Raw genomic sequence first — 13278 nt, 5'->3', positions numbered from 1 at the left:
AGCTATTTTGTAAAATTTTCTATTTGAATTAATAACTCGTCAACATTTATCGGTTTTGAAACATAACCCGAGGCTCCTGCGCTTAAGCAGCGTTCCTTATCGCCAACCATCGCCTGGGCGGTTACCGCTAATACCGGTATATTCTGCATTTTAGCCGATTTTTTCATGGCTGCAATGGCCTGATAACCGTCCATATCTGGCATCATCATATCCATTAAAACAATGGCAACATTATCGTGCTTTTCCAGGATAGAAAAACCTTCTTTGGCACTTATAGCAGATAAACAATCAAAACCTTTGGCCTTTAAAACAGCTTTTAAAGCAAAAATGTTTCGGTTATCATCATCAATTATGAGAATTAATTTTTGAGGCATAAAATAAAAAATGGTTTATGATTTATGATGATTTTCGTACAACCATACTCTTAATAACGATATCAGCTGATCCATATCTACCGGTTTGCTAATGTAATCGGATGCACCTGCAGCAATACACTTTTCGCGATCGCCCATCATGGCTTTTGCCGTAACGGCCAAAATCGGCAGGTTCCGGTATTTAATATCCTGCCTGATGGCGGTTGTCGTTTCGTAACCATCTAATTCCGGCATCATCATGTCCATTAAAACGACATCAATTTCCGGATTTTCGTTTAATAGTTTAAGCGCTTCTTTACCATCAGTGGCTGCTACAACTTTCATTTGATGCTGCTCTAACATTTTGGTTAAGGAGAAAATGTTACGTACATCATCATCTGCCACCAGCACGGTTTTACCCACCAATACATCCTGCAATTCTGAAAACTTTTTAGGTGTTTTGGTTTTTTCCTTACTTTTTTCTTCTACCAGGTGAAGGAACAGGCCTGCTTCATCCAAAATACGTTGATAAGAATGCGCCGTTTTTACCACAATGGAATCAGCATATTGTTTGATCCGGTTTTCTTCTCCTTTTGAAAGGTTTTTACCGGTGAAAATGATGATCGGTAAATTCTCTAAACCAGGTGTCTTCTTTACCACTTCCAGGGTTTCGTAAGCATGTTTGTCAGGAATGCCCATATCCAAAATCACGCAGTTAACCTCTGGTTTATGCAGGGCAGAAACACTTTCGTTAACCTGGTTAACAATTTCTGTCTGGATATTAAAATTGCTTAAAAAATAACTTAAGGCCTTGGCGTGTTGTTCATTTTCTTCAACAATAAGTACCTTTTTAGGGTGACGGCTTAAGGCATGCTCCAGTTTTGAAAATATCTCCTGCATGTGCTCAAAAGCAAAAGGCTTATTTATAAAGTCTACCGCTCCTTTTAATAAACTTTCTTTTTTAACCTGCAAGGAAGACATGATGTGCACTGGAATAGGTCGTGTTGAAGGGTCTGATTTCAGCTCTTCCATGACCTGCCAGCCATCTTTAACCGGCAGCTGGATATCGAGTAAAATGGCAAGTGGTTTAAAGGTTTTAGCCATTTCAATACCTGCATCGCCCCGAACAGCAACCAAACCTTTATAGTTTCTTTTACGGGTAAAATCTAAAAGTGTTTTGGCAAAAGGGGTATCATCTTCAACAATTAAAATCACTTTATCATCAGGCTGAATATTATCGCGGTCATCTTCAATCTCCTGCGGAATATTCTCGACGGTTAAATGGCTTACTTTTTTTACCGGCGGCTCTAAAGCGATTACCGGTTTATCTGCACTCGGCACAACACCGTCAAAACCTTTATTTCGGTCAATAGGTAAGGTTAGCGTAAAAATACTTCCTTCGCCCTCCGTACTTTTTAAATCAATGTAACCGCCCAATAATTTGGCCAGCTCTCTACTAATGGAAAGCCCGAGGCCTGTACCGCCAAACTTACGACGTGTAGAACCATCGGCCTGTTGAAAGGCTTCGAATACCATACCTTGCTTTTCGGGTGCAATGCCTACGCCCGTATCGGTAACTTTAAATACCAGGGCACCTAACTTTTCATTCTTATTGATATTTAGGGTTACTGCACCTACGGTAGTAAATTTAATCGCGTTTGACAGCAGGTTTTTGATAATCTGCTCTAAGCGCATTTTATCGGTATGAAAAAACTCAGGTACCTCTGCTGATTTTTCGATCACAAAGTTTAGGTTTTTTTCTTTAGCCAAAGGGTTAAACAGCGAACGCATGTTAAAGATGATCTCATCAACCTTAATATTTGTGCGATCGAGTTCCATTTTGCCTGCTTCAATTTTAGAAAGATCTAAAATTTCGTCGATTAAACTCAAAAGCCCCTGACCTGAACTTTGAATAACCTCTGCATATTCCTGGTGCTCGCGATCCATCGCCTCATTTTCGGCCATTAACCGCGACAATAGCAATATTGAGTTGAGTGGTGTTCTTAACTCGTGCGACATATTGGCCAAAAATTCTGACTTATACCTTGTGCTCAATTCTAAAGCTTCGGCCTTTTGCTGAATCTCTATATTGCGCTCTTCTATCAGTTCATTTTTTTCTTCCAGCAGGCTGCTTCTTTCTTCAAGTTCCTGGTTGCTTTGCAACAGTTCTTCTTGCTGTACACGTAATTCCTCTTCACTGGCCTGAAGTTTCTGTGCCTGTGCTTCGAGCTCCGCATTTAAGCCTTCCAACTCATTGTGCTGAACCTGCAATTCTTCTGATTGTGCCTGCGTTTCTTCTAATAACTGCTGAAGCTTTTGTCTGTTTTGTGCGCCCAGCAATGCAGTACCCACATCAGATAAAACCAGGTTTAAAAAGTGCAATTGCAGATCGCTGTATTTACCAATAGTACCTAATTCTAAGCCGCCTATTGAAATTTCATTTCTAATAATTGGCAGCACAATGAGCTGTGCCGGTTTTATATTCCCGGTAGCGTGCGTAACGGTGAGTTCGTTCTGCGGAACATCGTCCAGAAATATTGGTTTACCTGTTTTAACCGACTGGCCAATTAAGCCCTGGCCAAGTTCTATGGTTTGGGCTAAATTTTGTCCTTGTAAAGCATACTGCCCTTTTAAGTGCAGGTATCCATCATCTTTAAATAAATAAATGGCACCAATCTGGCTTCTGGTATAATTGGCCAAAAACGCTATAATATCTTCTGCCAAATGGAAAACGTCTTTTTCGCCCACCATTTTTACGTTTAAGTTGGCTACACCAGTTTGCAACCATTCGTTTTCTTCTAATGTATCGAAAGATTTTTTCAATGATGTTGACATTGTATTCAACGAATCGGCAAGTTCGCCAATATCATCCCGGCTTTGGCTATCGAGTTTTACGCCATAATTACCGTTAGAAATTTGATAGGCAATTTCTTTAATGGCAACAATACGTTTCTCCATCTCGTATTTTTTATCTTCAATTTCCTGTTGAAGTTTAACACGTTCATCAAAATCGATTGATACTCTACGGTAAAAAAACAACGTAATCAGAATGGCAAGCAGCGCCGCAATTAAAATCAGTATCGGGGTATAAGCGGTTAGTTTATTTAATTCGTTGGTTCTTTCTTCAAGCAATCTTTTCTCTTCGATTACCATTTTACTGACAATTGACCTCGCCTCATCCATATAAACCTTGCCCTGAAACAAAACTGTAGGATCAATAACACCGCCCAAAGTTTTAATCTCAATAGTCGATTTAATGATATCCATTCTTTTAAAAAGAATGCTTTTAAGTGCTGCTACATTTTTTTGCTGAACGCTGTTATCCTTGGTATCAAGCTCAACTCTTTTCAGTATTACTGCGGCCGAATCGCTTGCACCGTAATAAGGTGTTAAAAACACCTTGTTTCCGGTTAGTAAAAAGCCCCGCTGACCCGTTTCAGCATCTTTTAAATAGGATATAATACTCTCCGAATTTAAAATCACTTCATCACTGTGTTTAACCAGTTCGGTACTTTTAATCAGGTTGTTAATACTAATATAGGAAGCCAGCGAACTGATAAATAGAATAATTAGCGATAAGCCAAGGCCTAAACGTAAATTATTTTTAAGAGTTGTTTTCATTATATGAATTAAGGATAATTAGATTTGATTTTTAAGGATTTCTTCTTCGGTAGTGGGAATGATAAAATAAAATTCAGAGCCCTCATCCGGCACACTGTTTACACCAATTGTGCCTCCGTGGCGGTTAATAATTTCCGAACAGATATATAAACCAATGCCCAGGCCGTTAAACCGGTTACTGTTTTCTTCTACCCGATAAAATTTATCAAAAATTTTGTGCTGCTGTTCTTTTGAAATCCCAATACCAAAATCTTTTACAGCCAGATAAAGTTTTTCATCTTTAATGTGGATGGTTACGTTAACCTGATTGGTACCTGGAGCATATTTAATGGCATTGGTAATAAAATTGATAACCACTTGTTCCAGTCGCATTTCATCTCCAAATACCATTTCGTCGGTTTTACCCAGTTTGCTGATTTTGAAATCAGGATTAGATTGCTGCAACATCTCGATGGCATTGTTTACCATGTTATCAACACAAAAGCTTTTCATGTTAAACTTCATCTTTCCGCTTTCAATTTTCGAGATATCGAGCAGATCGACAATTAATTCATTTAGTTTTTCGAGCTGGATGCTGGCTTTTTCGAGATGGTTCTGGGCCATCGTTTTATCATCCCTGTTGAGGCTGCGTTGCAGCAACTGAATATATCCCTTTACACTGGTTAAAGGTGTTTTTAACTCATGACTGGCAATGCTGATAAATTCGTCTTTTTTATGTTCGGCCTGCTTTCGGAATTCGATTTCTTCGAGCAATTTTTCCTGCACCTCGTTAAGTTTTCTGTTCTGCTCGTAAATGCGATAAAATGTTTTTATTTTGAGGAGCAGCACATTAATATCAACGGGCTTGGTAATGTAATCCAGTCCGCCGCTCAGGTATCCTTTGGTAATAAATTTTAACTCTGTATTTACAGCCGAAAGAAATATAATGGCGGTATCTTTTGCCTTACTAAAACCCGAAATGGCTTCAGCCACCTCGAAGCCATCCATATCCGGCATTTGTACATCGAGAATAATCAGGACGTAATTGTTTTTTAAAACTTTTTTCAGCGCTTCTTCGCCAGATGATGCGGTATCAACCTCAAAATTGTGTGCTTGGAGTACTTTCTGTAACGAGATCAGGTTTTCGGGCCTGTCATCAACTATAAGGATCATCTTTATTAAAACAAATAAGAAGCCGGGATAATTATGTTTGGTTTTGAGATAAAAATCTCATTAACTGTAAACAAACAACACTCTTTTAAAAAAGTTTTGATTTTTTATAAATTATTTGAATTAAAGGTATCACCCTGTTTAATATCTCCGGTTTCAAAGCCTTTTTTAAACCAATACATGCGCTGTGCAGAGGTGCCGTGGGTAAAGGAATCGGGCTGAACATCGCCTGTAGCCTGTTTTTGCAATTTATCATCGCCGATGGCATTGGCAGCAGTTAACGCTTCTTCAATGTCGCCCTCATCCAGTTTAAAATCTTTTAGGTTTTGTGCATTATGCGCCCAAAGTCCGGCAAAAAAATCGGCCTGCAACTCCAATTTCACTGACAAGCGGTTATATTCTTTTTCACTCACCTGTCCACGTGCCTGATCGAGTTTTTCCGAAATGCCTAATAAATTTTGAACGTGATGGCCAACCTCATGTGCAATTACATAAGCCTGGGCAAAATCTCCGGCAGCACCGAAACGGTTCTTTAAATCATCGTAAAATGATAAATCGATATAAACTTTATGATCGCCAGGGCAGTAAAAGGGGCCTACATTGGCTCCGGCATTTCCGCAGGCCGTTTGAACAGCATCTCTGAATAGCCTGAGTTTAGGGTACTCATACTGTTTGCCCATTGCCTGAAATTCCTTATCCCAAACCTGCTCGGTTGATTCTAACACACCCGCAACAAACTGTGCCTGTGGATCATTAGCAGGTACGCCCTGCTTTACTTCTTCTGTCCCAGCAGTAGCCGGAATCTGGCCAACCAAACCCGTTAAATCTTTACCAAAAATTAACCCGAGTACAACAATTATTATACCTACACCGCCACCGAGGATGGTTTTTCCACCACCGCCACTTCTGCCGTCTTCTACATTATTACTGCCTTTACCAAACCATTGCATAATCTATTCTTTTAGTTTAATGAATAACCTTAATTACGGGACAATTGTTATACTAAAGTATAAATTATTTTTATTGATTTACCCTTTCGCATTTTCACAAAAAAAAGAAGCCAGGTTTTAAACCCGACTTCTTCTATTATCGCTTGTAGCCATGAGGCTTATGCTAGCTATTAAAAACAGCAATTGCTTTTGTTATTCTTGTTTTAGTTTCTGCTACGCCCAACAAAACTGCAATATCAAAAACGCCCGGGCCAAATTTACCGCCTACCAACATAATGCGGAAAGGCAACATCAATTCGCCTGGTTTAAAGCCTTTTTCTTCTGCCAGGGCTTTAAAGGCCGCTTCAGCACTTACCGCATCAGTTAAGGTTAAACCATCAGCAAAAGCATTAAAAAAATCAGCTTTTTCAACTGTCCATTTTGGCTTTACCGAGTTTACATCATATACTTCCGGTGAAGCAAAAAAGTAACTGCTCTGCGCCACAAAATCGGGCAATAATGTACAGCGATCTTTAATTAAATCAATAACGGTATTTAAGAAAGCATGGTCATTTACTTCAATTCCTGCTTTTTCCAGTTCTTCTTTAACGGTTGGCGCTAAGCGCTCAGCGCCCTGCGATTTAATCCACTCATGGTTATACCACTTGGCCTTTTCAAAATCGAATTTAGCCCCTGCTTTACTGATTCTTTCTATCGAGAATTTTTCTTCCAGCTCTTTTAACGAGAATAACTCCTGGTCGGTACCATCATTCCAGCCTAAAAGTGCCAGCATATTGATAAAAGCTTCGGGCATAAAACCCATTTCCTTAAATCCTTTGGTTACATCGCCAGTTTTAGGATCGGTCCAGTTCATGGCATAAACCGGGAAACCTAAGCGGTCACCATCGCGTTTACTTAATTTCCCATGTCCATCGGGCTTTAAAATTAATGGCAAATGCGCCCATGCCGGCATATCTGCTTCCCAGCCTAAATATTTCCAAAGTAAAATATGAACCGGTGCCGAAGGCAGCCATTCTTCTCCTCTAAAAGCATGGGTAATTTCCATCGCTTTATCATCAACCACAACAGCTAAATGATAAGTTGGCATTCCATCGGCTTTTAAGAGTACTTTATCATCAACCAATGAAGTTTCGAAACTTACATCGCCGCGGATTAAATCGTTAAAATGTACAATTTCATCGGCTGGTACTTTAATGCGGATAACATGTGGTGTTTTGGCCGCCAATAACTCCTCCACCTCGCTAATGGTAAGGGTTAAAGAATTGCGCATCTGCATCCGTGTGGCCTGTCCGTATTGGAAATTTGGAATTTCTTTACGTTTGGCATCTAAATCTTCCGGTGTATCGAAAGCGTAATAGGCATAACCATCACTAATTAACTGCTCGGCAAATTTGCGGTAGCTGGGTTTACGCTCGCTTTGGCGGTATGGGCCATATGCACCAGGATTATCAGGACTTTCATCTGGCGTAATACCGCACCAGTCTAAACAGTTCACTATATATTGTTCTGCGCCTTCTACAAAGCGGTTTTGATCGGTATCTTCTACACGAAGTACAAAAGTTCCATTATTCCTTTTCGCAAATAAATAATTGAACAAGGCGGTACGCACACCACCTAAATGCAAACCTCCGGTTGGGCTTGGGGCAAATCTTACTCTAACTTTTTTATCCATAAATTGGTTTGTTGAGCGGTTGGCGTTAGGCGTTGGGCGCTCTGGCGCTTACCGCTCTGCGCAAAACGCAAGACGTTGCAAAGATATGTTTTTCATCCATTTTATAGTGTTTTCATCTGCGATGAAGCTATTATGCATTCGAAATGATCGCTTTAAGGTTTTTGAAAAAGCATAATGGTTTGATGTTTTTTTCGTTTTGTTATTGTAATTTGGCTAGCTAAAGCATGAACCCTTATCAAAAGAAACGCCGCTGGAAGTTTTTCCTTCTCATTTTTGCCATCTTAATTGGCATTGCCTCAGTATTTTACACCGATTCTTTTGTAAAAAAAATGGAACGCGAAGAGGCGGACCAATTTCACCTCTGGGTGAAAATTCAGGAGCGGGCGATGTTTCTCTACGATAACGATGATTATCGCATAGTGGTTGAAACCGTGAGAAAAAATACGAAAACGCCTGTAATCATGACCGATTCGGCCGGAACCATTACTTCCTTTAATGGGCTCGATAGTACTAAAACCAACTATCCCATTTCGGATGCAAAACTTACTTATGATAGCCTATATTTTGTAAGGCAGTTAAGGCAAATGAAAGCCCAGCATCCACCGGATGAAATGAATATTTTTGGCAGAAAATTTAAGGCCTACTATCGTGATTCCTTTATTTTAACGCAGTTGAGGTATTTTCCCTATATCCAGATGGGCGTTATCTTTCTTTTTCTTTTGACGGCCTACGCAGCGTTTAGTTCAGCCCGCAGGGATGAACAGGACCATGTTTGGGTAGGCTTGGCCAAAGAAACGGCCCACCAGCTGGGTACACCAATATCATCGCTGATGGCCTGGACAGAGCTGATGAAATCGAAATTTGATGCAGAAGATGACCCGTTGATTGCCGAAATGGAGAACGATATTAAACGATTGGAAATTATTACCGACCGTTTCTCGAAAATCGGTTCTAAACCGATACTCGAAGACCATACGGTTTATATCGTGGTGAGCGATTTTATCCGCTATTTTAAGGTGCGTACATCCGACAAGGTTAAATTTAGCATTACCGGTGATGAGCAGGTAAGGGCGATGTTAAACGTTCCATTATTTGATTGGGTGATTGAAAACCTGTTAAAAAATGCGGCCAATGCCATCGAAAACGAAGGCTCAATTTCCATCAATATTATTGAAAATTTAGCCAAGGAGCAGGTATTTATTGATGTGAGTGATACCGGAAAGGGCATTCCAAGATCTAAGTTCGATGCAGTTTTTCAACCCGGCTATACCACGCGTAAACGTGGCTGGGGCCTGGGTTTATCGCTTACCAAACGGATTGTAGAAAATTACCACAGTGGAGAAATTTTTGTAAAAGACTCTGAACTGGGTAAGGGCACAACTTTTAGAATAATATTAAAAAGCAGTTTAAGATATGAACCGACCACAGCCTAACGAATACCCAGCCTGGGGCGAAACCTATATCAGTAAAGTTGATCGGGATATTTTCGAAATTTTAAACGATCAGATGCAAAGTCTTCCGGCCTTGTTTAGGGCAAACGCCGATAAGGCTGATTATGCCTATGCCGAAGGTAAATGGACACTGAAAGAAATGTTAGGCCATATTATCGACGCTGAACGTGTTTTTGCTTTTCGCATGACCTGTTTTGCCCGGAAAGAACAGCAGCCTTTACCAGGTTTTGAAGAAGATGATTATGTAACCAATGCCCGCTTTGCCCAACGCGATCTGGAAGATTTGATTGAAGAATTTATCGCCCTGCGTAAAGCTAATTTATACCTTTTTAAATCTTTAAACGAAGAAGAACTCAACAGAAAGGGAATTGCTTCGGGCAGAGAAATTAATGTAAAATCTATTTTATTTATTGTTGGCGGACACATTATTCACCATGTTTCCATTTTAAAAGAACGTTACCATGTGGTTTAAAAACTTTACAGTTGATGAGCTGAACAACCGCCCTAAAAATCATCTTGGAGCCTTGCTCGATATCAGATTTACAGAAATTGGTGAAGATTTTATTATCGGAACCATGCCTGTTGATGAGCGCACACACCAACCTGCCGGAATACTGCACGGAGGTGCCTCAGTAGTTTTGGCCGAAACTTTGGGCAGTATTGCTTCTTATATGTGTATCGATCCGGAGAAATATGTTGCCGTGGGTTTAGAAGTAAACGCCAACCATTTACGACCAGTAAAAAGTGGTTTGGTTAAAGGCATCTGTAAGCCTTTACATATTGGTGCCAAAACTCAGGTTTGGGAAATTAAAATTTACGATGAACGCGGAAAAATGAACTGCATTAGCCGCTTAACCGTTGCGATTATTAACAAACCGCAATAAAAAGCAGTCAAGTTTTATAGCAAACTGGCTATGAAACTTGACTGCTCTGATCAGACTGAGAATTCATATTATCAGATAGTAATACCTGACAACACTATAACATTTTATTGTTATCCAGCCATTTCTTCTCTACCAGGTAAGAAACAATTAGACCCAGTCCGCCGAAAATTCCGATGCAACCAAAATAAATGGCTACTGATTGACCTTGCTCACTATTCGTCATATCGCTGCCGAATACGCCCCTAACGGTAAAGAGCGCTACCAGTAAGCCAACCCCTAAACCAACCAAGAGCAAACCGAACTTTAAACTTAAAAAAGGTTTTGGGGTAGCCTTATGCACCCCCGGATCGATTCCCCTTTCGATCATTGCCATTTTCTCCTTGTTTGATAAATAGCGCATTCCGAATACCATTGCGAATGCACCTAAAAAAAGTGAGATGGGAACTAATATACCTACCATGATTATAATTTTTTAATTTGTAAATATTCTATTGTCTAAATTGAACCGTGTTCTGTGTATTATGACTACATGCTTTTTAATCAGGTTACACCCTTGCTGAAAAAAAATCAATAGCTTTATCAAACATTCAAAAATCCCCTTGCACAATCAGTTAAAAAATATAGAAATTTTTAAGCCGCTCAGTAATGAAGCTTTAGAAAGGTTAGCTGCTGTTTCCAAACCGGTAGCACATCCAAAGGGAACAATATTAATCCACGCCGATAAAACAGAACCTTATTTCTATATCCTCGAAAGCGGTATTGCCCGGGCCTATTCTGATGGCGAAAACCAGCAGATTACCTTTTGGTTTGGCGAAAGCGGTGCGGTTCTTTTTTCTTTTAACAGCTATATTAATAACCGTCCGGGATACGAAAATATTGAGCTTTTAGAAAATTGCTGCTTAATTCAAATCAGGCTAACTGATCTTTTTTTACTTTACGACCAACATTTAGAAATTGCCAACTGGGGCAGAAAAATTGCGGAACAGGAATTAATTGCTACAGAAAGAAGGTTAATAGACCGGGCTTTTAAAGGTGCGGCAGAGCGTTATCAGGACTTTGTAAATCAATCTCCGGAGCTGATTAAAAGAGTGGCTTTAAAACATATTGCTTCTTACCTGGGCGTAACACAGGTTACGCTGAGCAGAATTAGAGCTGCGCATAAATAAAGTCATTTTTTAACATTTGTAAAATGTTGCCCGATAAATGTGCCTTAAATTTGCAGAAACACATTTATCATGAACTGGATTATCTTAATTATTGCCGGCCTTTTTGAAGTTGGCTTTACCACCTGCCTAAAATTATCGAACAATTTTTCGAATATAAAATGGAGTACCGCTTTTTTTGTCTGCATTATTTTAAGTTTCTTATTGCTAAATAAGGCCACTCAAACTTTACCCATGGGAACTGCTTATGCTGTTTGGACAGGCATCGGTGCCGTAGGCACGGTAATTATCGGCATTTTTTATTTCAATGAACCCGCAACCTTCTGGCGGATATTTTTTATCTGTACGCTTATTGGATCAATTGCAGGATTAAAATTCTTCGCTTCGCATTAGGGCGTGTGCACCTTGCGAAGTTTAACAGGCCCCGGAGCCGGGTGAAACTTCGCAAGTTTCGGCATGGCCCACAACATTTCATTTAGGGCTGCCAAGAGCACACACGTTGCTCGTAAACCTGATGGCAGCGGCAGCTCGCGACTTCACGTCGGGACTATAGCGAACAGCAGGACTACAATCAGCCATGAAAAACGGCCCTTTCATTTCCAATCAATAAAATAAATGATATTCAGCTAATTTTCTTTTTGGAGCGCAGTGCCTGCATAAAAAACCAACCTGGTTCCCGTGTTGCGCTTGTACGCTTTGGCTTCGTACCTCAGCCTGCAGGGTACCGCTTCACCCGCCCGCCTGCTTCGGGCAGGGGGCTAAATGGCCAGAGCAGCATTTCATTTTTAGGGCTGCCATGAGCACACCCAATGTTCATAAACCTGCTGTTCGCCATGAAAAACTGCCCTTTCATTTCCAAAAAACTATACTAAGTTTATTATCCACCTGGCAACGAATAAATAATAAATCTCTTTAATGATGTTTCACGTGTAACCTACTTATCTTTAATGTAGTCTTATTGCTAAACATGGAGCAAAAACCTACAGATTTAGAGCTGATCCAGAAGGTATTGAGCGGCGAAACCGATCAGTATGCCTTGTTGGTAAAACGCCATCAGCGGTTTGTATTTACACTTGCTTTACGGTTTTCGAAAAACAGGGAAGATGCCGAAGAAATTGCGCAGGATTGCTTTGTAAAAGCCTATAAAGCATTGGGCACCTTTAAACAAACGGCTAAATTTAGTACCTGGCTGTACTCGATAACGTATACCACGGCCATGACTTTTTTAAGGAAAAACCGTTTAGATACCACATCAATTCATGATGAAGGTACCATATTGCAGCTCGAAAACCAGACTTCCAGTTTTAATGCAAATGGTTACGAGAAACAGGATAGCCATACTTTTTTAAATATTGCCATTACCCAGCTTTTACCAGACGATGCCGCTATTATTACGCTATTTTATAAAGGTGAACAGAGTTTAGAAGAAATTGGCGAGGCGCTGCACATGGAACCCAACACGATAAAGGTTAAGTTGCACAGGGCCAGGCAAAGACTTAAAGAAAAATTACAATATTTGTTAAAAGATGAAGTAAAGGAGTTACTATGAACACAATAGAACAACAGCTTTGGGATTATATTGATGGGAATTTGGATGATTCTTCAAAAAAAGCCATCGAAGAAAAAATCGAATCGGATGCTGAGATTAAATCGCAGTACGAGGATCTGTTAAAGCTCAATTTAGTTTTTAATGAGCTCGATCTTGATGAACCCTCTATGTCGTTCAACAGGAATGTAATGGAAAGTATCGCATTAGCTCCGGCCCCGGTAGCAATGAAAACGAAGGTCGACAAAAAGATTATTTATAGCATTGGGGGCTTTTTCCTGATCTCTTTATTGGCCTTAATCGGTTATGTGTTTTATAAGGTTAAGCTCGACATGCCTGCATTCGATTTGAAGGTGAATTTGGATTTCAATTTAAACCAATACATTACACCTACGGCTATTTATGCCTTTCTTTTTGCAGATCTGGTGATTGGATTAATTTTTCTGGATCAGTTTTTAAGGAAGAAAGTTGCCCAGAAGTAAGAACGCT

13 protein-coding genes are annotated in these 13278 nt (G+C 40.0%); 7 read left to right on the top strand and 6 right to left on the bottom strand.

Going from position 1 to position 13278, the window contains the following annotated elements; genetic code table 11:
• Window positions 1-2 precede the first annotated feature (2 nt).
• The 5 genes from AC07YT_RS13140 to gltX form a co-directional block, all read right to left on the bottom strand.
• Entirely contained in the window at window positions 3-374 is a 372-nt protein-coding gene (locus AC07YT_RS13140) for a response regulator (RefSeq protein ID WP_086548547.1), read from the bottom strand.
• A gap of 15 nt (window positions 375-389) precedes the next feature.
• Entirely contained in the window at window positions 390-3974 is a 3585-nt protein-coding gene (locus tag AC07YT_RS13135) for a response regulator (protein ID WP_086548546.1), read from the bottom strand.
• Window positions 3975-3992: 18 nt separating this feature from the next.
• Entirely contained in the window at window positions 3993-5126 is a 1134-nt protein-coding gene (locus AC07YT_RS13130; RefSeq protein ID WP_086548545.1) for a sensor histidine kinase, read from the bottom strand.
• 104 nt (window positions 5127-5230) lie between these two features.
• The gene (ypfJ, locus tag AC07YT_RS13125; protein ID WP_086548544.1) at window positions 5231-6073 is read right to left on the bottom strand and encodes a KPN_02809 family neutral zinc metallopeptidase; all 843 of its coding nucleotides are present in this window, start codon (window positions 6071-6073) and stop codon (window positions 5231-5233) included.
• A 163-nt stretch (window positions 6074-6236) separates the two neighbouring features.
• Window positions 6237-7745: a glutamate--tRNA ligase gene (gene gltX, locus AC07YT_RS13120; RefSeq protein WP_086548543.1), complete on the bottom strand. Its 1509-nt coding sequence runs from the start codon at window positions 7743-7745 to the stop codon at window positions 6237-6239.
• Window positions 7746-7969: 224 nt separating this feature from the next.
• Here gltX and AC07YT_RS13115 point away from each other — a divergent pair, with 224 nt between their 5' ends.
• From AC07YT_RS13115 to AC07YT_RS13105, 3 genes are read left to right on the top strand one after another with little or no spacing between them, the layout of a single operon-like run.
• Window positions 7970-9178 (top strand): sensor histidine kinase, encoded by a 1209-nt coding sequence (locus AC07YT_RS13115; RefSeq protein WP_086548542.1) that lies wholly within the window; start codon window positions 7970-7972, stop codon window positions 9176-9178.
• Complete coding sequence (locus AC07YT_RS13110) at window positions 9159-9668, top strand: DinB family protein (RefSeq protein WP_086548541.1); 510 nt, start codon at window positions 9159-9161, stop codon at window positions 9666-9668. Before AC07YT_RS13115 ends, AC07YT_RS13110 begins: the two co-directional genes overlap by 20 nt.
• Window positions 9658-10080 (top strand): hotdog fold thioesterase, encoded by a 423-nt coding sequence (locus tag AC07YT_RS13105; protein ID WP_086548540.1) that lies wholly within the window; start codon window positions 9658-9660, stop codon window positions 10078-10080. The genes AC07YT_RS13110 and AC07YT_RS13105 overlap by 11 nt, the downstream gene beginning before the upstream one ends.
• 94 nt (window positions 10081-10174) lie before the next feature.
• On the opposite strand, the gene AC07YT_RS13100 is transcribed toward AC07YT_RS13105, so the two are convergent.
• On the bottom strand, window positions 10175-10540 hold the full coding sequence (locus AC07YT_RS13100; protein WP_086548539.1) for a DUF6249 domain-containing protein: 366 nt from the start codon (window positions 10538-10540) through the stop codon (window positions 10175-10177).
• 139 nt (window positions 10541-10679) lie between these two features.
• Between AC07YT_RS13100 and AC07YT_RS13095 the strand changes: the two genes are divergently transcribed.
• The 4 genes from AC07YT_RS13095 to AC07YT_RS13080 all read left to right on the top strand — a co-directional run bounded on the left by AC07YT_RS13095 (window position 10680) and on the right by AC07YT_RS13080 (window position 13271).
• Complete coding sequence (locus AC07YT_RS13095) at window positions 10680-11246, top strand: Crp/Fnr family transcriptional regulator (protein WP_086548538.1); 567 nt, start codon at window positions 10680-10682, stop codon at window positions 11244-11246.
• Between the two features lie 69 nt (window positions 11247-11315).
• Entirely contained in the window at window positions 11316-11636 is a 321-nt protein-coding gene (locus tag AC07YT_RS13090) for a DMT family transporter (protein WP_057931064.1), read from the top strand.
• Window positions 11637-12210: 574 nt separating this feature from the next.
• A complete protein-coding gene (locus AC07YT_RS13085; RefSeq protein WP_086548537.1) occupies window positions 12211-12792 on the top strand; it encodes an RNA polymerase sigma factor in 582 nt (193 codons plus the stop codon).
• Entirely contained in the window at window positions 12789-13271 is a 483-nt protein-coding gene (locus tag AC07YT_RS13080) for an anti-sigma factor family protein (protein ID WP_086548536.1), read from the top strand. The genes AC07YT_RS13085 and AC07YT_RS13080 overlap by 4 nt, the downstream gene beginning before the upstream one ends.
• Window positions 13272-13278 lie beyond the last annotated feature (7 nt).

The sequence above is a fragment of the Pedobacter sp. GW460-11-11-14-TSB4 genome (assembly GCF_059423705.1).
Note: the sequence above shows the minus strand (reverse complement) of the source record. Positions and strands in the feature narration are given on the sequence as shown.